Source organism: Pelagibacterium montanilacus (assembly GCF_003992665.1).
GTDB lineage: Bacteria > Pseudomonadota > Alphaproteobacteria > Rhizobiales > Devosiaceae > Pelagibacterium > Pelagibacterium montanilacus.
The window spans coordinates 108,556-127,575 of the sequence record NZ_RZMX01000015.1; the positions used below are offsets into that span (position 1 = coordinate 108,556).

Annotated in this window: 18 protein-coding genes; 8 read left to right on the top strand and 10 right to left on the bottom strand. The window is 66.7% G+C overall.

The window, feature by feature from the left end; all coding sequences use genetic code 11:
- Window positions 1-14: 14 nt before the first annotated feature.
- Window positions 15-1,235 carry a penicillin-binding protein activator gene (locus EO136_RS07215; RefSeq protein ID WP_164730479.1) on the bottom strand — a complete coding sequence of 407 codons (1,221 nt, stop codon included), beginning with the start codon at window positions 1,233-1,235 and terminating at the stop codon, window positions 15-17.
- Window positions 1,236-1,385: 150 nt separating this feature from the next.
- Between EO136_RS07215 and rsmI the strand changes: the two genes are divergently transcribed.
- From rsmI to gshB, 3 genes are read left to right on the top strand one after another with little or no spacing between them, the layout of a single operon-like run.
- Complete coding sequence (gene rsmI / locus EO136_RS07220) at window positions 1,386-2,285, top strand: 16S rRNA (cytidine(1402)-2'-O)-methyltransferase (RefSeq protein WP_127143795.1); 900 nt, start codon at window positions 1,386-1,388, stop codon at window positions 2,283-2,285.
- Window positions 2,275-2,667, top strand: coding sequence for a YraN family protein (locus EO136_RS07225; RefSeq protein WP_127143796.1), 393 nt, complete (start codon window positions 2,275-2,277; stop codon window positions 2,665-2,667). The genes rsmI and EO136_RS07225 overlap by 11 nt, the downstream gene beginning before the upstream one ends.
- A gap of 48 nt (window positions 2,668-2,715) precedes the next feature.
- Window positions 2,716-3,657, top strand: coding sequence for a glutathione synthase (gene gshB, locus EO136_RS07230; RefSeq protein ID WP_127143797.1), 942 nt, complete (start codon window positions 2,716-2,718; stop codon window positions 3,655-3,657).
- 21 nt (window positions 3,658-3,678) lie between these two features.
- On the opposite strand, the gene EO136_RS07235 is transcribed toward gshB, so the two are convergent.
- Window positions 3,679-3,969: a DUF4287 domain-containing protein gene (locus EO136_RS07235; protein WP_127143798.1), complete on the bottom strand. Its 291-nt coding sequence runs from the start codon at window positions 3,967-3,969 to the stop codon at window positions 3,679-3,681.
- Between the two features lie 215 nt (window positions 3,970-4,184).
- On the opposite strand from EO136_RS07235, the gene EO136_RS07240 reads away from it, so the two are divergent.
- Window positions 4,185-4,817, top strand: coding sequence for a MarC family protein (locus tag EO136_RS07240; RefSeq protein WP_127143799.1), 633 nt, complete (start codon window positions 4,185-4,187; stop codon window positions 4,815-4,817).
- A 65-nt stretch (window positions 4,818-4,882) separates the two neighbouring features.
- On the opposite strand, the gene EO136_RS07245 is transcribed toward EO136_RS07240, so the two are convergent.
- The 3 genes from EO136_RS07245 to EO136_RS07255 all read right to left on the bottom strand — a co-directional run bounded on the left by EO136_RS07245 (window position 4,883) and on the right by EO136_RS07255 (window position 7,098).
- A complete protein-coding gene (locus EO136_RS07245; protein WP_127143800.1) occupies window positions 4,883-5,482 on the bottom strand; it encodes a hypothetical protein in 600 nt (199 codons plus the stop codon).
- Window positions 5,483-5,637: 155 nt separating this feature from the next.
- A complete protein-coding gene (locus tag EO136_RS07250) occupies window positions 5,638-6,483 on the bottom strand; it encodes a glycoside hydrolase family 25 protein (RefSeq protein ID WP_127143801.1) in 846 nt (281 codons plus the stop codon).
- Between the two features lie 252 nt (window positions 6,484-6,735).
- The gene (locus EO136_RS07255; RefSeq protein WP_127143802.1) at window positions 6,736-7,098 is read right to left on the bottom strand and encodes a response regulator; all 363 of its coding nucleotides are present in this window, start codon (window positions 7,096-7,098) and stop codon (window positions 6,736-6,738) included.
- 363 nt (window positions 7,099-7,461) lie between these two features.
- Here EO136_RS07255 and EO136_RS07260 point away from each other — a divergent pair, with 363 nt between their 5' ends.
- On the top strand, window positions 7,462-8,982 hold the full coding sequence (locus tag EO136_RS07260) for a YifB family Mg chelatase-like AAA ATPase (protein ID WP_127143803.1): 1,521 nt from the start codon (window positions 7,462-7,464) through the stop codon (window positions 8,980-8,982).
- A 167-nt stretch (window positions 8,983-9,149) separates the two neighbouring features.
- Window positions 9,150-9,764: a Spy/CpxP family protein refolding chaperone gene (locus tag EO136_RS07265; RefSeq protein ID WP_127143804.1), complete on the top strand. Its 615-nt coding sequence runs from the start codon at window positions 9,150-9,152 to the stop codon at window positions 9,762-9,764.
- Window positions 9,765-9,845: 81 nt separating this feature from the next.
- On the opposite strand, the gene EO136_RS07270 is transcribed toward EO136_RS07265, so the two are convergent.
- The 3 genes from EO136_RS07270 to EO136_RS07280 form a co-directional block, all read right to left on the bottom strand.
- Window positions 9,846-11,423, bottom strand: a complete 1,578-nt coding sequence (locus EO136_RS07270) for a peptide chain release factor 3 (protein ID WP_127143805.1) — start codon at window positions 11,421-11,423, stop codon at window positions 9,846-9,848.
- A gap of 954 nt (window positions 11,424-12,377) precedes the next feature.
- On the bottom strand, window positions 12,378-13,679 hold the full coding sequence (gene aceA, locus EO136_RS07275) for an isocitrate lyase (RefSeq protein WP_127143806.1): 1,302 nt from the start codon (window positions 13,677-13,679) through the stop codon (window positions 12,378-12,380).
- Window positions 13,680-13,736: 57 nt separating this feature from the next.
- Window positions 13,737-13,964 (bottom strand): hypothetical protein, encoded by a 228-nt coding sequence (locus EO136_RS07280; protein ID WP_127143807.1) that lies wholly within the window; start codon window positions 13,962-13,964, stop codon window positions 13,737-13,739.
- 170 nt (window positions 13,965-14,134) lie between these two features.
- Here EO136_RS07280 and EO136_RS07285 point away from each other — a divergent pair, with 170 nt between their 5' ends.
- Together EO136_RS07285 and EO136_RS07290 are read left to right on the top strand one after the other, a co-directional pair.
- The gene (locus tag EO136_RS07285; RefSeq protein ID WP_206513285.1) at window positions 14,135-15,553 is read left to right on the top strand and encodes a helix-turn-helix domain-containing protein; all 1,419 of its coding nucleotides are present in this window, start codon (window positions 14,135-14,137) and stop codon (window positions 15,551-15,553) included.
- Window positions 15,554-15,701: 148 nt separating this feature from the next.
- Window positions 15,702-16,127: an organic hydroperoxide resistance protein gene (locus tag EO136_RS07290; RefSeq protein ID WP_127143809.1), complete on the top strand. Its 426-nt coding sequence runs from the start codon at window positions 15,702-15,704 to the stop codon at window positions 16,125-16,127.
- A gap of 73 nt (window positions 16,128-16,200) precedes the next feature.
- Here EO136_RS07290 and xylA read toward each other — a convergent pair whose 3' ends face one another.
- A complete protein-coding gene (xylA, locus tag EO136_RS07295) occupies window positions 16,201-17,508 on the bottom strand; it encodes a xylose isomerase (protein WP_127143810.1) in 1,308 nt (435 codons plus the stop codon).
- Window positions 17,505-18,965 (bottom strand): xylulokinase, encoded by a 1,461-nt coding sequence (gene xylB, locus EO136_RS07300; RefSeq protein ID WP_127143811.1) that lies wholly within the window; start codon window positions 18,963-18,965, stop codon window positions 17,505-17,507. The genes xylA and xylB overlap by 4 nt, the downstream gene beginning before the upstream one ends.
- Window positions 18,966-19,020: the final 55 nt, after the last annotated feature.

Sequence of the window (19,020 nt, forward strand, 5' to 3'; positions counted from 1 at the left end):
CGCGCGGGTGGCGTTCACTCGCGCAAAAGGCTCTCGCCCACCGGCGGGATGATCCCGTCATCGGATGATCCGCGCCCTGAAGTATCCAGCGGAATGCCGCCCATCCGCCCCGCCTCGATCAGCGCCGCGCCCTCGGCCCGGACCTCGAAGATTCCCAGCCCATATTCCCCGCGCCCGTCGAGATGGAACCGGAACGGGCCTTCGGGCCCCATGAACCCGCCTGCCCGCGCGATCATCGCCGGCAGATAGCCGGCCATCACGAGCCCGGGGGTATCGGCCAGCGACGCGGCCGCGAACCCCATCATCGCAAAGCTGTCGGGCTCGGCGGAAAACCGGGCCCTGTAGGCCGCCGCCAGCCCCGCCGCGGCGCCTGCGTCCGGCGCCGGATAGACCGCGCCCGAAAGAAACGGGTGCGCCGCGATCGCCTCTCGCTCCGCCCATTGCGCCGAGCCCACGATCAGCACCCGGGATTTCGGATACTGCACCGCCTCGAGCAGCGAAGCCAGGCTGGGCGCCGTCAGGGGATCGGGCAGATAGAGCGTATCGATCCTCCCTGAGCGCAACAGCGGGCCCAGCGCCTCGACCGCCGCCCGCGCCCCGGCCTCGTCGGCGAAGCGCTCCACGGCGACCGCGGTCATGGCCTGCGCGCTCGCCGCAGCGCGGAACGCGGCCTCATGGGCCGCCCCGGTGCGGTTGTCGGGCACGATCGCCGCCCCCGCCCTTGCGCCCCGGTCGCGCGCATGGCCCAGCCCCCGCATCGCGGCGACCTCGGGCAGAACGCTCAAGAGAAACACCCCCGGCCCCGCGACCGCGCCGGTCGAGGAGAACCCGATGATCGGCACGCCCGAGCCGTCCACCGCCCCGGCTGCCGCCTCCACCGCTTCGGCCCGGATCGGGCCCAGGATCAGCCGCGCGCCCTCGCCCACCGCCTCGCGGGCCAGCGTCCCGGCCCTTTGGGGATCGGCGCCCGAATCCTTGATCACCAGATGAATCTGCGCCCCGGCCCCCGCCGCCTCGAGCGCCAGTACCGCGCCATTGCGGATCGCGCGCGCCGGCCCGGCGAGCCCCGCCCCGCCCGAAAGCGGCACGATCAGCGCCACCCGCACCGGCCCGGTCCCCGCGATCTCCCCGCGTGCCGGCGGCAGCCCCTGGCCTGTTCCCGCGCCGGCCCACCCGAGGCAGAGCACGAGCAAAGCCAGCGCAAGCCAGGCTCTCGCGCCCCTCGACATCATCATCGCGCGCTCCATTGCCGGGTGCGCCCTCCCCTGTCTTCGGGCCAAATCACTGTGCCAATATATACAGAACCGGTTTGCCCGCTTAAACATCGGGGAACGGCAACCTTGAAAAGACACGGCATTCCGGCGAGCCGACGAAAGGCCTTTCCCTTGAGCGACCCAGAGCGTCACAGCGCCCGCACCTATCGGATCGCCGGCACCGCGCTCGACGCGGCCCGCCCCGCCCCGGGGCTCTATGTGGTCGCCACCCCCATCGGCAATCTGCGCGACATCACCCTGCGCGCGCTCGACGTGCTGGCGGGGTCCGATCTCATCCTGTGCGAAGACACCCGCCACACCGTGCGGCTGCTTGATGCCTATGCCATCTCCACGCCGCGCACCGCCGTACACGAGCACAATGAGCGCGCCCGGATCGAGGGGCTCCTCGCCCGGCTGGACGAGGGCGCCGCGCTCGCGCTCGTCTCGGACGCCGGCACCCCGCTCCTGTCGGACCCGGGGTTTCCGCTGGTGCGCGCCGTCCGCGCCGCCGGCCATGACGTCATCCCCATTCCCGGCCCCTCTGCGCTTCTTTCGGCGCTGGTGGGCGCGGGACTGCCCACCGATGCCTTCGCCTTTTTCGGCTTTTTGCCCCCCCGGCAGGGCCAGCGCCGCAACGCCCTCACCCCGCTCGCCACCCGCACCGAGACCCTGGTGTTCTACGAATCACCCCGCCGGCTCGCCGAATCGCTCGCCGACATGGCCGAGGTTCTGGGAGGCGACCGCGAGGCGGTGGTCGCGCTCGAGCTCACCAAGCGCTTCGAGCGCTACCGCAGCGGCACGCTGGCCGACCTCGCCGCCCGGCTCGCCGAAACTCCCGAAAAGGGCGAGGCGGTCATCGTGGTTTCGGGCGCAAGTTCTGAGGGCGCCCAGGGCGACTGGGAAGCCGCGCTCGATGCCGCGCTCGCCGAACTGCCCCTGCGCGGCGCTGTCGATGAGGTCGCCGCCCGCTTCGGGCTCAAGCGCAAGCAGGTCTATGCCGCCGCCCTCGAGCGCAAATCCGATGCGCGGTAACCCAAAAGCCCACCGCCGCGCCACCCGCCGCCGGGCCGAAGAGGATGGGCGACGCGCCGAGACGTTCGCGGCGCTTTATCTGCGCCTCAAGGGCTACCGGATCATCGCCACACGCTACCGCACCCGGGTGGGCGAGATCGATCTCGTCGCCCGGCGCGGCCCCACCCTCGTCTTCGTCGAGGTCAAGCGCCGCTCGGGCGCGGGCCCTGCCGCGCTGGCCGGCGCGCTTGAGGCGGTCAATGCAAGGCGCATCGCCCAGGCCGCCGAAGGCTTTCGCAGCGCCCGGCCCGAATTTGCCAGTTTCGACTGCCGGTTCGACGTCATCGTGCTTGCACCGGCGCGCCTGCCGTATCATCTGGAGGATGCGTTCCGCGCGCCCTGACCGCTCGCGAGATGCAAGACCTGCTGCCCCGTTGGAGAAGAACAGCCCATGCCCCTTTCGGTCGCCGTCCAGATGGACCCCATCGCCCAGATCAACCCCATCGGCGATTCCAGCTTCGCGCTGATGCTCGAGGCCCAGTCGCGCGGCCATGATCTGTTCTATTACACGCCTTCGACCCTGGCCCAGCGCGGGGACAGCGTCACCGCGCGGGTGCACAGGGTCAAGGTCGACGACCGCGAGAAGGGCCTCCACTTCACCCTCGAGGATTGGGAAAAGACCGAGCTGACCGCGTTCGACGTGGTGCTCCTGCGTCAGGACCCGCCCTTCGACATGAACTACATCACCACCACCCACATGCTCGAGCGCATTCACCCGAAAACGCTGGTGGTCAATCACCCCGCCGAGGTGCGCAACGCGCCCGAAAAAATCCTCGTCACCCATTTTCCCGAGCTGATGCCCGATACGCTGATCACGCGCGACGCCGGGGAAATCCGCGCCTTTCGCGCCGAGTTCGGCGATATTGTCCTAAAGCCACTGTTCGGCAACGGCGGCGCGGGGGTCTTCCGCATCACCCCGGGCGACGAGAATCTGGGCTCGCTTCTGGAAATGTTCGAGGCCAATTTCCGCGAGCCCTTCATGGTCCAGCGCTATCTCGCGGACGTGAGAAAAGGCGACAAGCGCATCATTCTCGTCGATGGCGAGCCCGTCGCCGGGCTCAACCGGATTCCCATGGACGGCGAAGCGCGCTCCAACATGCATGCGGGAGGACGCCCCGAATTGTCCGAGTTGACCGAGCGGGAGCGTGAGATCTGCGCCATCATCGGCCCCGAGCTGAAAAAGCGCGACCTGATCTTTGTGGGCATCGACGTCATTGGCGGCTTTCTCACCGAGATCAACGTCACCTCGCCCACCGGCATCCGCGAGGTCAGGCGCTTCGGGGGCCCCGACATCGCCACGCTCGTCTGGGATGCAATCGAAACCCGGCGGTGATCGCAGCGCGCGCGACCGGGTTCACGAAGGCCTGGTCGCGATCCCGTCGAGCCAGAGCGTATCGGTCTCGTCCCGATGCGCGCCCGTGCTGCCCACATGCCGGGGATCGATCTTTGCCCCGTTGCGGATCACATGGACGATCGCCATCCCGTGGCCCCGACCCAGCCCGTATTCGGTGGCCAGCCAGTCAAGGATCGTTCCCGCCTTGACCGTGGGCGCGTCAAATCCCTTCTCCCTGGCGATTGCGATGATCTGGCGCGGGGTCAGCCCCGTCTTTTTCTCCACCGCATCGAGATAGGCCTGAAACGACATCTCGTCTTCCTTCCGTGTTCCTGTGTATAACCCGGAGAATGGATCTCGGGGCACCTCTTCTGGGCAAGGACGGCCGGGCCGGGCGCTTGCCGACATCGGCCGTCCGGATTGCCCGCGGCTTTCCGGCCTCCGCCCCTGTCAGGGGCGCGGTGATTCACGTGGAACACGGCGGCCCGAACCTGCCGATTGACCGTTGAAAGCGAGGGGCACGCGCGATGAGCACCGCCAATTATTTCGTGGCCTTCGCCACCTTCTTTGCCACGGTGGGCGTCGCCGATATCGCGCTCATCTTTGCGGCGCTGACCCGGGATTCGGGCGCCCGGCAGCGTTTTGTCATGGCCACGCGCGGCGTGCTCGTGGCCGGGGCCATCCTCGTGTTCTTCGCCCTGGCCGGCAACACCATCCTCGATCTCTTCGGGGTCACCATCCCCGCGCTGCGGGTCGCGGGCGGCATCCTGTTGCTGCTCATCGCCATCGACATGGTCTTTGCCCGCCATTCGGGCGGGGTCGGCACGACGTCCGAAGAAGAGGAAGAGGGCCGCGCCCGGGACGACATCTCGGTCTTTCCCCTTGCCATGCCGCTTCTGGCCGGGCCCGGCGCCATCAGCGCCGTGGTGCTGCTCACCACCGGCGCGCGGACCGATCTTCAATACTGGACCGTGGTCGCCGCCCTCGTTTCCGTCCTCGCGCTCGCCTGGCTGACCCTTCTGGTGGCCATTCCCATCCAGCGCCTTTTGGGCCTCACCGGTCTCTCGGTCGTCTCGCGCGTGGTGGGCATCCTCCTCACCGCGCTGGCCGTCCAGTTCGTCTTCGACGGCATCAGGGAAAGCGGTATTCTTGTTGGCTAGGAGTGCTTCCAGGAAAAGTGGCTACACTTTTCCGGTTCGGAAGCGCGACTTTTTCTGGAAACGCTTTAAAAGCTTGCGCGGACGCCGATCATCGTGGCGTTGGCGCTGCTGCCCCCGCCCAGCGTGCCCCACGCGCCCGAGCGATGATGCACGCGCCAGAACAGCTCGACCCCGGGGTTCTCCACGTCCGAGAACGAGATTTCGGGGCTGAAATAAAACAGCAGATTGCTTGGTTCGCCATTCATGCCCTGGCGCTCGGCCTCCACGCCCATGGTGTCGGTCACCGCGCTCAGCCCGAAGGTCAGCCCGGGCGATATGCCCAGCCGGTCTCCCAGAACGAACCCGTCATAGCGCGCCGTCGCGCCGGCCCAGATCTCGCCGGTCGTCTTGTCCCCGACCCTCAAGGCCCCGCCGATTTCATAGCCCAGTCGCAGCGCCTTGATCGGCTCGAGCACGAAATGCTGGTAGCCCACGCCCAGGGCGAAAGCGTCTTCATATTCGGCATTGAAGGGGATCAGCATCCCGCCCATTCCCTCCGCACCCATCGGCCCGCCCATCACAAAGAGGCTCCGGTCCGGGCTCGTCTGGGGCAGGGCAGGTTCGGTCTGGGCTGCAGCCGGGCCGGCCAAGACGAAAAAGGCCAGCAGCACGAAAAGCGGTTTCATGGTCATGAACTTGAGAATTGAGGACAGGACGGGGCTCGGTATGGGCTCAACTATGAGCAGACCCTGTCGATCACGCAACCCGTGTTTAACCGGAAAATGCAGCGCGTATAGCTCGACCGGACGCGGGGCATCCGGCCGAAACGGATCGCAATGGCCTATTTCAGCGGCGCGCAGCGGCCCTGGGCGGCAAGGCTCTGGTAGCCCCCGCGGGTGCAGCCGGTCATGAAAAAGAAGATCCAGTCGCTTTCCGAACCATACCAGGCGTTTCGGTCCACCCCGCCGCGTATGCCGGGCACGGTGCCGGTCTGGGTATACTGCCAGAAGGTCCAGGGCCGGTTGGTGTAACGCTCATGGGGCTGGGCGGCGACCGAGCGCAGCCACATGGGGTTCTCCAGCGCCACGCCCTCGAGAATGTCGCGGTGGAAATTGATGTCGGTATAGATGATGGGCACCTTGCCGGTATGGGCTTCCATGCCCCGGAGCATGATCCGCACCTTCTCGAGCACTTCGGCGCGGCTCAGATTGGGCCGGCAGGAGGAATGATTGTTCCATTCGAGGTCGAGGACCGGGGGCAGGGCGTCGGCCTCGGCCGGCACGTTGCGCGCGAACCAGGCCACCTGCTCTTCGGCCGAACGGCACCAATAGGCGAAATGATAGGCGCTGCGCGGAACGCCTGCGGCGCGCGAGCGCTCCCAGTTCTCGTGAAAGCGGCGGTCCAGATGGTCCCCACCCTCGGTGGCCTTGATGAAGGCGAACCGCGTTCCCGCCCGTGCTACCGCGTGCCAGTCGATATCGCCCTGGTGGTGGGAGATGTCGATCCCGTGCACGGGCAGCGAGTGGGCCCGGGCCACTCCCTTGTGCGGATCGCTGTCGCCCTTGGCCGGATAATAATTGTGACCGCACGCCGCGAGGGTGCCGGCCAGAGCCAGACCCGCGGCCACGGGCAGGATGCGTCTCAAAAGGGCAAGCGGTCCACAGAGCGGCAGGGTGGCGATACGCATGGGGGCTCGGGTACTCTCGAGTTTTAATAAAAGGCTATCAATCTGCCTTGTCGCTCATGCGCGCTTAATGAAGCCCTCACGCAAACGGTTAACCGATCATGAATCCCCGCCCGGACGCTGCGATTGCCGGGCAACCGGGCAAACCGCGTTGGCGATTTTTCGACGCAATCCCGGACATGGAAAGAGCCCCCGCTCCATCGGAACAGGGGCTCTTCCTCTGCATCGATTATGCGCGCCAGGACAGGATATGCCCTAGGCCGCGATCTGGCGGGCTTCGTCGACGATGATCCGGCTGTCATAGGGTTTGGGAAAGAACCGCCCCGGCGTATCCTCGGCAGGCTTGATCTTGCCGGAGGTGACAAAGATCGCGGTCTCGGGCCAGCGATCGGAGACGATCTCGGCCAGCTTGAGCCCGTCGAGCTTTCCGGGCATCTCGATATCGGTGACCACGAGCGCAATGCCGCTGCGCTCGTTGAGGATGTCGAGCGCCTCGTCGGCACTGCCGGCCTCGATCACCGAAAATCCGGCGTCCGAGAAGGCCAGCGCCATATCGAGGCGCAACAGGGGATCGTCTTCGACCACGAGCACGGGCTGGCGGGTGATGTCGATCTTCATTGGTCTTTCCTTCCTCCGGCTTCAAGAGCCGGATGGCGGGCGCCTGCGCCTGCTTGCGTTCAGGCATCGCTGAACGTTTCGGCGGCTGGCACCGCACCGGTGGTGGTGTCTGCGTAAAGTTCCCGGGCGCTCTTGTCGTCATGGTTTGGCGGGCCATTCTCCCCGCCGAACGCGTCGCTTCCGGACGATTATTGATCGATCAATGCCCCTCGGGGCCCTTTGTTCCCTACCTGCTGGCCGGGCTCACGCATGCCGGCCATGCAGGGCCGGATAATCGTTCCCTAAATGTTCTTGTCGGTCGCGTTCTGCGGTGCTAGCTTTCCATCCACAGGGACATCGGCAGAGGGACTGGGGGGCAGGCGCATGGGCACACGGATCACGACCGTTGCCTTCCAGGGCATCGAAGGGGTGCCCGTCGATGTTCAGGTCCAGATTTCACCCGGCCTGCCGCGTTTCAACATCGTGGGCCTGCCCGACAAGGCGGTGGGTGAAAGCCGCGAGCGCGTCCGCGCCGCGCTCATCGCCAGCGGGCTCTCGCTGCCCTCAAAGCACATCTCGGTGAACCTGGCGCCCGCCGATCTGCCCAAGGAAGGCAGTCACTACGATCTGCCCATCGCGCTCGGGCTCATGGCTGCCATGGGCGCCATTCCCGGGGACATGCTCGAGCGCTATATGGTGGTGGGCGAACTCGCGCTCGACGGACGCATTACCCCGGTCAGCGGCATCCTGCCCGCCGCCATGGCCGCAAACGGGCTGGGGCTGGGCATCGTCTGCCCCGCCCAGTCCGGGCCCGAAGCGGCCTGGGCGGGCGAGGATCTCGATGTCGTCGCCCCCGCCTCGCTCTTTTCCCTCGTCAATCACCTTGCCGGCCGGCAGGTGCTGGCCCGTCCCACCCCCGCCCGGGCTCTGCCCCCGCCCGATGCGTCCGATCTCTCCGATCTGCGCGGCCAGGACGTGGCGCGCCGCGCGCTCGAGGTGGCCGCCGCCGGGGGGCACAATTTCCTCATGGTCGGGCCCCCCGGCGCCGGCAAGTCCATGCTCGCGGCCCGCCTGCCCTCGATCCTGCCCCCGCTCGACCCGCGCGAGCTGCTCGACGTCTCGATGATCTTCTCGATCGCCGGGGAGATCGAAGGCGGAAAGATTTCCGACCGCCGGCCCTTCCGCAGCCCCCATCATTCCGCGTCCATGGCCGCGCTTGTCGGCGGCGGGCTGCGCGTGCGCCCCGGAGAGGTCAGCCTCGCCCATAACGGCGTGCTGTTTCTCGACGAATTGCCCGAATTCCAGCCCCAGGTGCTCGACAGCCTGCGCCAGCCGCTCGAAAGCGGGCAGACCGTGATCGCCCGCGCCAATGCCCGGGTCACCTACCCCTCGCGCTTCCAGCTCGTGGCCGCCATGAACCCCTGCAAATGCGGGCTGGCCGGCACGCCCGGGCACACCTGCCGGCGCGGGGACAAATGCGCCGCCGATTATCAGGGCCGGATTTCCGGGCCGTTTCTCGACCGCATCGACATCCGGATCGACGTGCCCGCCGTCTCGGCCGCCGACATGATCGCCTCCTCACCGGGCGAGACCAGCGCCATCGTCGCCGCCCGGGTGGCCCGGGCCCGCTCTCTCCAGCGCGAGCGTTACCGAGCCCTCTCGGCCGAGACCATCATGACCAATGCCGCCGCCGGCGCCCGGCTGATCGAGGAAGTCGCTGCCCCCGATGCGGAAAGCCGGGACCTGCTGCTCAAGGCCGCGCAATCCTTCTCGCTTTCGGCCCGTGCCTATCACCGGGTGCTCAAGGTCGCCCGCACCCTCGCCGATCTTGCGGGCAGCCCGACCGTCGCCCGGCCCCATATCGCCGAGGCGCTGGGCTACCGCATCGGCTTTTCCGGCGCCTGAGCGCGCCCGGCCATGGGGCGCGGGCGCCAGATTGCAAGCCCCACCTTTCCCCAACCTCTCCCAATCTTCATCTTCCAGACAGCACCCGGCAATCCCCATGTCTTTAGCCTAGGCCTCGTCGCACCATCGACACTCGAGCCACTGGATCAGCCAAAAGGATCGCAGGCATGACCATTTCGATCGCCACCCTCAAGACCCGGGCCTGTCTGGGCCTCGCGCTCGCCGCGCTCTCGCTGGGCACCCTCGCCCCGGCCAACGCCCAGGAGGCCGACACCCAGCCGGGCTCCGATCGCGTCGCCGCCCAGTGGACGGGTCCGTCCGGCCCCGTCCGGTTCGCGCACCCCCGCCACCAGCCCGGCCCGCTCCACGCGCTGATGGGCACCGCCAATGCCGAGGCCATCGACGTCGCAGCCGTCAGACTTACCCACCGGCTCGATCTCGACGACAGCCAGCTCGAGGCGCTCGAAGCGCTCAAATCGGCCGCCCACGAGGCCCGCGAGGATATCGCCGTCGCCCGCAGTGTCGCGCGCGAGGCCGATGAGGACGAGGCCGCCGGCCGGGTGATCGCCCGCTATGCGGGCATGGTGGCCATGACCACGGCCCGCGCCGAAGCGCTCCAGACGCTCGAGCCGGCGCTCGTTGCGTTCGTCGAAAGCCTCGATGAGGACCAGATCGCGCTGGTCGAGCGCTGGACCGAGCGGCTTTCCGGCCCGCGCCGGGTCGGCCCCGGCCATGGCGAGGGATCGGGCCGCGGCGCGCACGCCGGTCCCGCCAGCCAGTAACGGCCTCATTGCTCCGCGCTCCCGGGGTGCTCGTGCTCCCCGGGACACTCTCGTTTCACGGCACGTCAGGGCCCAAGGCGCTCAGGCCGCGATGCCCCGGTCCTTGGTGGCAAGGAAGGTGAGCTGGGGGTAATCCTTGGCGCAGCGGTCGATTTCCCACTGGCTGGGCGCCAGGAACACCGGGTCCCCGTAGCGGTCCTCGGCGAGGTTGAGCCGGTGGATCGCCGCGAATTTCTCGAACTGGGCCGCGTCCCCCACCTTCACCCAGCGCGCGGTGACATATTGCGCCGGCTCGATCCGGATCGGCACGTTGTATTCCACCTGCGCCCGGCTGGTCAGCACCTCGAGCTGCAGTGCGCCCACCGCGCCCACATAATAGCCGGCCCCCAGCGAGGGCTTGAACACCTGCACCACGCCCTCTTCGGCGAGGTCCGAGAGCGCCTTGGCCAGCTGCTTGGTCTTGCTGGTGTCCGACAGGTGCACCCGGCGCAGCAGCTCGGGCGCGAAATTGGGGATCCCGGTCACCGTCACATCGGCGCCGTCGGTCAGCGTATCGCCCACCGAAAGCGTGCCGTGGTTGGGAATGCCCACCACGTCCCCGGCCAGCGCGCTGTCGGCCAGCTCGCGCTCGCGGGCGAAAAAGAACATCGGGTTGGCGACTTTCAGGTCCTTGCCCGTGCGCACGTTCTTGAGGCGCATGCCGCGCTTGAGTTCACCGGACGCCACGCGCACGAAGGCCACGCGGTCGCGGTGGTTGGGGTCCATATTGGCCTGCACCTTGAAGACGAACCCCGTGCAGGCTGCGCTCGCGGGGTCCACAGGCTCGGGGTGCGCCGGCTGGGCGCGCGGCGGGGGCGAAAACCGGCATACCGCGTCCAAAAGCTCGGCGACCCCGATCGATTTGAGCGCCGAGCCGAAATAGACCGGGGTCAGATGCCCCTCGCGATAGGCGTCGAGATCGAAGGCGGGGAGCCCGTCCTGGGCCAGCTCGAGCCCTTCGAGCGCGGTGCGCACGCCGATGTTCTGAGTGCCAGCAAAGGGCGCCAGCGCGCCCTCGAGATCGCCTTCGGCGGTCTTGGGCCTGCCGTCGGTGCCCAGCAGCCGGCCCCTCTCGAGGTCGGCCAGCCCGGAAAAATCCACCCCCGCCCCCATGGGCCAGAGCATGGGCGCCACATCGAGCGCCAGGGTCTCCATGATCTCGTCGAGAATTTCGAGGGTATCGCGGGCTTCCCGGTCGATCTTGTTGACGAACGTGATGATGGGGATGTCGCGCAACCGGCACACTTCGAACAGCTTGCGCGTCTGCGCCTCGATGCCCTTGGCCGCGTCGATCACCATGATCGCCGAATCCACCGCCGTCAGCGTGCGGTATGTGTCCTCGGAGAAGTCAGCGTGGCCCGGGGTATCCAGCAGGTTCAGCGTCAGGCCCTTGTGCTCGAAGGTCATCACCGAGGAGGTGATCGAGATGCCGCGCTTCTGCTCGATCTCCATCCAGTCCGACCGCGTCCGCCGGCGCTCGCCGCGCTCGGCGACTTGGCCCGCCAGATGGATCGCGCCCGACGCATGCAAGAGCTTTTCGGTCAAGGTCGTCTTGCCGGCGTCCGGATGCGAGATGATGGCAAAGGTGCGGCGCGTAAGATGTCCGTCTGGGGCGGTCACGGGCGGGGTCGGCTCCGGTTGTCAGGGATCACATATCGTCTCCCGCGCCCAATACACCAATCCCCGGGCCGAACAAAGCCCTGGCACCGGTCCCATGATTCACGTGAAGCACCCCCGATGCTTCACGTGAATCATTTTTCTGTGGATTGTTTAGGGGCCGTGTGTCGAGCCACACCCGCCGCGTCGCCTGACCGCACTGCCGGTGGCCAAACCCCTCATCCGACCTTTCGCTGCCGCGAAAGCCCACCTTCTCCCTCAAGGGGAGAAGGGAAAAGGAAGTGCCTGGGCCCGACTCGCTGGCCCCAATAGCCCCCCTCTCCCCTTGAGGGAGAGGGGCCGGGGGTGAGGGGTCATCAGCGATAGCCATCTCGCACCGTCCATGCAGCCGCCCATCACTCTGGCGAGGGAGCCTTCAAGGCGATCGCGCCAGCGGCTAATGGCTCCAATGGAGCGATAGGTCCCGCAGAGGGCCATGAGCGCTATGCGCCCAAAGCAGCCGGGACCCATGTGCGCGATCGGCGAGGCCTTGGGGCAATCACCTGGTTGCTGATCCGCTGCGGCACCCTTTACCCCTCATCCGACCGCTCCGCGGCCACCTTCTCCCTCAAGGGGAGAAGGGAAAAGGGCTGCGCCCTCACGGCGCGAGCCCCCCTCTCCTCTTGCGGAGACTTCAAGGCGGTCGCGCCAGCGACCAATCTCTCCGGTGGAGCGATTGGAGCCGCAGAAGGCCATGAGCGCTATGAGACCATGGTCAGGACGGCACACGGATCTGGCCCCAAGAGCCCCCCTCTCCCCTTGAGGGAGAGGGGCCGGGGGTGAGGGGTCCTTCAGCGCACCAGCGATCCATCGCTCCCGTGGAGCGATGGAAGCAGCAGGAGGCCATGAGCGCCGCGCGCGAATGGCCAAGCCGGGGTGAGGGCGCAGCAGCGCTTCGGCATCCACCCCTGCGCACCCTCAGAACTGCGCCGTCTCGGTCGACCCCGCCATGGCTGTGGTTGCCGCCCGGCCCCCGCTTACCGCGTTGGCCACGGCGTCGAAATAGGAGGTGCCAACCTCCCGCTGGTGGCGCGTTGCGGTAAAGCCCTGGGCCTCGGCGGCAAATTCGGCCTGCTGGAGGCGCGAATACTCGGCCATGCCGCGCGCCTTGTAGCGCCGCGCCAGATCGAAGGTGGTGAGCGAGGTGTTGTGGAAGCCGGCAAGGGTGATGAACTGGTATGTGTAGCCCATTGCCCCAAGCTCTCGCTGGAACGCCTCCATTTCCGTCTCGCCCATATATTTGGCCCAGTTGAACGAGGGCGAGCAATTATACGCCAGCATCTGGTCGGGATACTGCGCGCGGATCGCCTCGGCGAACCGCCTTGCCTCGGCTAGGTTGGGGGTCGAGGTCTCGCACCAGATGAGATCGGCATAGGGCGCATAGGCCAGCCCGCGCGCGATCGCCGCCTCGAGCCCGTTGGTGATCCGATAGAACCCTTCCTCGGTGCGCTCCCCGGTGATGAAGGGCGCGTCGTATTCATCCACGTCCGAGGTGATCAGCTGGGCCGCCTCGGCGTCGGTGCGCGCCATGATCAGGGTCGGCACGCCCAGAACGTCGGCGGCCAGCCGCGCGGCGTTCATGGTCTTGATGAAGGTGCGGGTTGGCACCAGAACCTTGCCGCCCAGGTGCCCGCATTTCTTTTCCGAGGCGAGCTGGTCCTCGAAATGCACCGCTGCCGCCCCGGCCTCGATCATCGCCTTCATCAGCTCGAAGGCGTTGAGCGCGCCGCCGAACCCGGCTTCTGCATCGGCGATAATGGGCACCAGATAGTCCAGCGTCTCGGTGCCCGTGCCGTCCATCCGTTCCATGTGCTGGATCTGGTCGGCGCGCTGGAGCGCCTTGTTGATGCGCGAGACCACGGCGGGCACCGAATCGGCGGGATAAAGCGACTGGTCGGGATACATGTTGCCCGAGGAATTGGCGTCCGCGGCCACCTGCCAGCCCGAGAGATAGATGGCCTTGAGCCCGGCTTTGACCTGCTGGACCGCCTGATTGCCCGTAAACGTGCCGAGCGTGGGCACGAAATCCTCGGTGTGCAGCAGCTCCCAGAGCCGCCGCGCTCCGTTCTCCGCCAGGGTGTGGCGCACCGGCAGCGAGCCGCGCAGGCGCGCCACGTCCCGTGGGGTATAGTCGCGCCGGATGCCGGCCCAGCGGTCAGGGGCCCAATCGGGTGCGGCGAAATCCTCGTCCGTGCGGGCAGTGTATGGGGTGTCGAGCATGGGTGTCTCCTCCGTGAGATCGTGTGGGGTGAAAAATGTCGGGTTCGATGCGGGCGTTCAGCGCGCGTGGCGCGCGAAGGTCGCCGCGATCATCGGGGTGCCCTCAAAGAGCGGCTCCCCGCCGGCCAGGGTAAAGCTGTGCCGGCCGGCCCGATGGACGATGCAATAGTCCCGGGCCGAAAGCCCCTGGGCCTTGAACCCCTCCATCACCTCGGCAAGCGTCGGGGCGATGATGGTGATGAAATCGTCGTCTTCGGGGTGCCGGGGGTCGGATGGCTGGGCCATGGTGTCTCTCCTGATGGGTCGCGGGCGGTGTGCCGTGAGATCGCGTAAAGAATTGACAGAAGATGGAACCGGGGCCAAGACTATACGTGAAATCAGCATGTTAAGCTGTAAATCGCGGTAAAGGCGCAAGGCACGACCTGTAAAGGCTGTAAAGCAAGGAGAGGGCGATTATGAGCACCGGCCAGCCCCAGATCGGGGGGCGCATCAGGCGGCTGCGGCGGCTCAGGAGCCTCTCCCAGGCCCAGCTCGCCGAGGCGCTGGAGATTTCCGCCAGCTATCTCAACCTGATCGAGCACAACCGCCGTCCGGTCACCGTGCCCCTGCTGTTCCGCATTGCGGGCTATTTCGGGGTCGAACCGGGGGAGCTCGCCGAAAGCGACGATGGGCGGCTGGCCGGCGATTTGATGGAGCTGTTTGGCGACGACATCTTCGCCGATCTCGACCTCACCAATCACGATATCCGCGAGTTCGCCACCTCGAGCCCCGCGGTGGGCCGGGCCGTGCTCAAGCTCTTTGATCGCGTCAGGGCCCTGGAGCGCGCGCCTTCAGGGCCCGAGCCCTTGACCCCGGGCAGCGATCCACTGGCGCCGGTCGCCCCCAGCGAGGCCGTGTCCGATTTCCTTCAGGAGAACGCCAATCACTTCCCCGCCCTCGAAGCGGTGGCCGAGCGGCTGGCGCCCGATATCGAGCGGGCGGGAGACGGGGTGGAAGCGGGCCTGCGCACCTGCCTCTTCAACGTCTTTGGCGTCGAGATCCGCGCCGCGTCCCTGCCCGCAGGGCTCGCGGCCCGGCGCGAGGCCGACGGGCGCGTGCTTGCGGTCTCGGACACCCTCGAGCCGGAAACCGCGCTGTTTGTCGCCGCCCGCCAGCTCGCCCGGCTGGCCGGAGCGCGCGAGATCGCGGCCCTGATCGAGGCCTCCTCGATCCCCGAGCCCGCCCACGGGCTGGCTGCCGACGCGCTGGGCGCCTATCTCGCCGCCGCCATCCTCATGCCCTATGAGCCCTTCCTTGCCGCCTGCCGGGACACGCGCTACGATATCGAGCGCATCGCGCGGCGCTTCCGCACCAGCTTCGAGCAGGTTTGCCACCGGATGACCACGCTCCAGCGCCCCGGGCTCTCCGGCATCCCGCTTCATCTCGTGCGCACCGATATCGCCGGCAACATCTCCAAGCGCTTCTCGCTCTCGGGCATCCATATTCCCCGCCATTCCGGCGCCTGCCCGCGCTGGAACATCTATGCCGCCTTCCTCAACCCCGGCCAGATCAACGTCCAGCTCTCCCAGATGCCCGACGACAAGCGCTATTTCTGCATCGCACGGGCCCTGACCAAGGGCGGGCACCGCTACCACGCCCCCCGCCGGCATCTCTCGATCGGGCTGGGCTGCGAGATCGTTCATGCCCACCGCATGGTCTATGCCGACGGGGTCGATCTCGACGCCCCCGGCGGGGCCACCCCCATCGGCGTCGGATGCCGGATCTGTCCGCGGCTCGAATGCGCCCAGCGCGCTCACCCCGCCGCCGACCATCGCATAGGGGGAGATCCGGACCGGTATATGGAAAACCTCTACATGCGCGCCGAAAAGCGCTGAAACCGGCGCTTTGCCACAATTGGCTCTTCTCCGAGCCGCGATCACGACGTCAGGTCGGGATCAATTTGTCCCGATCACCCTTTACTAGGACGCAGATCACCCCCAACTAACAGCGTGATCGACCACCGCACGCCAGGGAGTTGTGCCAATGGAAATCCTTTATACCGCTCACGCAAGCGCCACCGGAGGCCGGGAAGACGGCCATTCGAAAACCGATGACGGCAAGGTGGACGTCAAGCTCTCGACGCCCAGGGAAATGGGCGGTTCGGGCGGCCAGGGCACCAATCCCGAGCAGCTTTTCGCCACCGGATATTCGGCTTGTTTCCTGGGCGCGATGAAGTTTGCCGCCGGCAAGATGAACAAGAAACTGCCAGATGATTCAACGGTTTCGGCCGATGTGGGCTTTGGCAAGCGCGACGATGGCGAAGGCTTTGGCCTCAAGGTGGCCCTCACCGCGCACGTCCCGGGCGAGGACCCTGAAACGGTCAAGAAGATCATGGACGCCGCCCATATCGTTTGCCCCTATTCCCACGCCACGCGGGGCAATATCGAGGTCAGCCTGACCGTCGGCTAACCTGCTGAAACAGAAATGAAAAAGGGAGCGATTCACGTGAAACGCTCCCCTTTCGACGTTTATCTCGATCAGATCAGACGAAGCGGTTGATCAGGTTTTCGAGATATTCCTGCCGGCCGGAACGTGGGCGCGGATTGATATTGTCGGCCTCCACGCGCGCGGTGATGTCCTCGAGCGTACGCTCGCCCCTGAGCATCGCCTGGGCTTCGGGAGTTTTCCAGCCCGCATACCGGTCCTCGAGGAACGCGTCGTAGGACCCGTCCTCGATGATCGCGGCGGCTGCCTTGAGCCCGCGCGCGCAGGTGTCCATGCCCCCGATATGTCCGTGCAGCAGGTCTTGCGGGTCGATCGACTGGCGCCGCAGCTTGGCGTCGAAATTGGTCCCGCCGGTGGAAAAACCGCCCGCCTTGAGAATATGGTAATAGGCCAGCGCGACTTCCGGCACATTGTTGGGGAACTGGTCGGTATCCCAGCCGGACTGATAGTCGTTCCGGTTCATGTCGATCGACCCCAGGATGCCATGGGCTGAAGCGAGGGCCACTTCATGCTCGAAGGTGTGGCCCGCCAGAATGGCGTGACCCACCTCGATATTGACCTTCACCTCGTCCTCTAGCCCGTATTTCTTGAGGAAGCCATAAACGGTGGCCACGTCGTAATCATATTGGTGCTTGGTCGGCTCCTGGGGCTTGGGCTCCACGAGGATCGCGCCCTTGAACCCGGTCTTGTGCTTGTAGTCCACGACCATCGAAAGCATGCGCCCAAGCTGGTCGAGCTCCTGGTCCATGCGGGTGTTGAGCAGGGTTTCATACCCTTCGCGCCCGCCCCACAGCACGTAGTTCTCGCCGCCCAGGCGCCGGGTGACGTCCATATTGGCCTTGATGGTCGCTGCCGCATAGGCAAACACATCGGGGTCCGGATTGGTGGCCGCGCCGCCCATGAACCGGCGATTGGAAAAGAGGTTGGCGGTGCCCCAGAGCAGCTTCACCCCGGTCTGGGCGATTTTTTCCTCGAAGATGTCGGCGATCGCGTTCAGCCGCTTGGTGGAGTCCTGATAGCTCTCCCCCTCGGGGCGTACGTCGGCATCGTGGAAGCAGAAATAGGGTGAGCCCAGCAGCGTGAAGAGCTCGAAGGCGACGTCCGCCTTGTGCCTGGCCGCATCCATCTCCCCGTCGAACCAGGGCCGCTCGAAGGTGCGCCCGCCAAAGGGGTCCCCGCCTTCCCATGCAAACGAATGCCAATAGGCGACGGCAAAGCGCAGATGGTCTTCCATCCGCTTGCCCATGACCATCTCGTCGGGATTATAGTGCCGGAAGGCGAGCGGGTTGGTGCTCTCGGGGCCCTCGTAGCGGATCTTTTCGATGCCTTTGAAGAAATCGGTCATTGGCGGGCCTCCTCTATGCCCCGGTAGAGCGCGCGATAGCGCGCGTAGTGGTCGTCATAGGCGGATGTGAGCGCCGCCCTTGGTTCGATGGTCTTTTCGATGGCAGGCATGGTGCAGACCGCGCGTGGATCGGCGCCAGTGGCCGCGACCAGCCCCAGCCGCGCGGCCCCGAACGCCCCGCCGAAATCCCCGTCCGCGGGGATCGAGATCGCCATGCCCAGATTGGTCGCGATCATCTCGAGCCAGAGCTCGGACCGCGATCCGCCGCCCACGGCGATCAGCGTGTCGATTTCGGTGCCTGCGTCTCCCAGCACGCGCTGGCAGTCGCGCACCGCAAAGGCTACCCCTTCCATCACCGCCTGGGCCATGCGCCCGGCGTCCGAAAGGTGGGAAAGCCCGACAAACGAGCCCCGGGCGCGCGCGTCGTTGTGCGGGGTGCGTTCGCCTGAGAGATAGGGCAGGAAAATCTCCTCGCCCGGTCCCTCATATCCGGCTGCGGCGGCCCCGGTGAGCGTTGCTGCGTCCTGGCCCACGAGCTTTGCCAGCCAGTTCAGGCTGTCGGTGGCCGAAAGGATCACCCCCATCTGGTGCCAGGTGTCGGGCAGCGCGTGGCAGAAGGCGTGCACGGCGCCCTTGGTATTGGGCGAGAACGCGCCGTTCGAGACGAACAGCACCCCCGATGTGCCCAGCGAAACGAAGCCTTCTCCTGGATTGACCGCGCCGATCCCGCAGGCCGAGGCGGCATTGTCCCCGCCCCCGCCGGCAACCACGGGAGACCCGGCAATGCCCCAGCGCGCGCAGAGCTCCCGGGTCAGCGTCCCGGAGACCTCAGAGCCTTCCACAAGGCCGGGCATGTGGCCGCGCTCGAGCCCGGTCGCGGCCAGAAGGGCATCTGACCAGTCGCGCTTGCCCACATCGAGCCAGAGCGTGCCCGCCGCGTCCGACATCTCCGAAACATAATCCCCGGTCAGCAGGAACCGGACATAATCTTTGGGCAGCAGGACCTTGGCGATCCGGGAAAACGCCTCGGGCTCGTGTTTCTTGACCCAGAGGAGTTTGGGGGCCGTAAATCCGGGCATGGCAATATTGCCCGATATCGCGCGCGAGCGCGGCTCGGCAGCTTCCATCTCGCCACATTCGGCCGCCGAGCGCACGTCGTTCCACAAAATTGCCGGGCGGATGATCTCGTTGTCCCCGTCAAGCAGGGTCGCCCCGTGCATCTGGCCCGAGAGCCCGATGCCCTTGAGGGCAGCCATGGCAGAAGGTGCAGCAAGAGCCAGCTGGTCGGTGGCCAACAGAACGGCAGCCCACCAGTCCTGGGGGTCCTGTTCGGACCAGCCCGGCCTGGGACGCGAGACCGAAAGGGGCGCATTCGCATCGGCAATATGGGCGCCCTCCTCGTCGATCAACACGGCCTTGACCCCGGATGTGCCGATGTCGAGCCCGAGATATGTCATGGGCTGATCCTCCCCTTACTGTGTTTTGTGAGGAACGTACCTCATTTCTGCGGTG

What these genes read in the sequence shown, in the direction of transcription:
- EO136_RS07215 (WP_164730479.1), bottom strand. Translation starts at nt 1,235, where the DNA reads ATGATGATGTCGAGGGGCGCGAGAGCCTGGCTTGCGCTGGCTTTGCTC.
- EO136_RS07225 (WP_127143796.1), top strand. Translation starts at nt 2,275, where the DNA reads ATGCGCGGTAACCCAAAAGCCCACCGCCGCGCCACCCGCCGCCGGGCC.
- gshB (WP_127143797.1), top strand. Translation starts at nt 2,716, where the DNA reads ATGCCCCTTTCGGTCGCCGTCCAGATGGACCCCATCGCCCAGATCAAC.
- EO136_RS07235 (WP_127143798.1), bottom strand. Translation starts at nt 3,969, where the DNA reads ATGTCGTTTCAGGCCTATCTCGATGCGGTGGAGAAAAAGACGGGGCTG.
- EO136_RS07240 (WP_127143799.1), top strand. Translation starts at nt 4,185, where the DNA reads ATGAGCACCGCCAATTATTTCGTGGCCTTCGCCACCTTCTTTGCCACG.
- EO136_RS07245 (WP_127143800.1), bottom strand. Translation starts at nt 5,482, where the DNA reads ATGAAACCGCTTTTCGTGCTGCTGGCCTTTTTCGTCTTGGCCGGCCCG.
- EO136_RS07250 (WP_127143801.1), bottom strand. Translation starts at nt 6,483, where the DNA reads ATGCGTATCGCCACCCTGCCGCTCTGTGGACCGCTTGCCCTTTTGAGA.
- EO136_RS07255 (WP_127143802.1), bottom strand. Translation starts at nt 7,098, where the DNA reads ATGAAGATCGACATCACCCGCCAGCCCGTGCTCGTGGTCGAAGACGAT.
- EO136_RS07260 (WP_127143803.1), top strand. Translation starts at nt 7,462, where the DNA reads ATGGGCACACGGATCACGACCGTTGCCTTCCAGGGCATCGAAGGGGTG.
- EO136_RS07265 (WP_127143804.1), top strand. Translation starts at nt 9,150, where the DNA reads ATGACCATTTCGATCGCCACCCTCAAGACCCGGGCCTGTCTGGGCCTC.
- aceA (WP_127143806.1), bottom strand. Translation starts at nt 13,679, where the DNA reads ATGCTCGACACCCCATACACTGCCCGCACGGACGAGGATTTCGCCGCA.
- EO136_RS07280 (WP_127143807.1), bottom strand. Translation starts at nt 13,964, where the DNA reads ATGGCCCAGCCATCCGACCCCCGGCACCCCGAAGACGACGATTTCATC.
- EO136_RS07285 (WP_206513285.1), top strand. Translation starts at nt 14,135, where the DNA reads ATGAGCACCGGCCAGCCCCAGATCGGGGGGCGCATCAGGCGGCTGCGG.
- EO136_RS07290 (WP_127143809.1), top strand. Translation starts at nt 15,702, where the DNA reads ATGGAAATCCTTTATACCGCTCACGCAAGCGCCACCGGAGGCCGGGAA.
- xylA (WP_127143810.1), bottom strand. Translation starts at nt 17,508, where the DNA reads ATGACCGATTTCTTCAAAGGCATCGAAAAGATCCGCTACGAGGGCCCC.
- xylB (WP_127143811.1), bottom strand. Translation starts at nt 18,965, where the DNA reads ATGACATATCTCGGGCTCGACATCGGCACATCCGGGGTCAAGGCCGTG.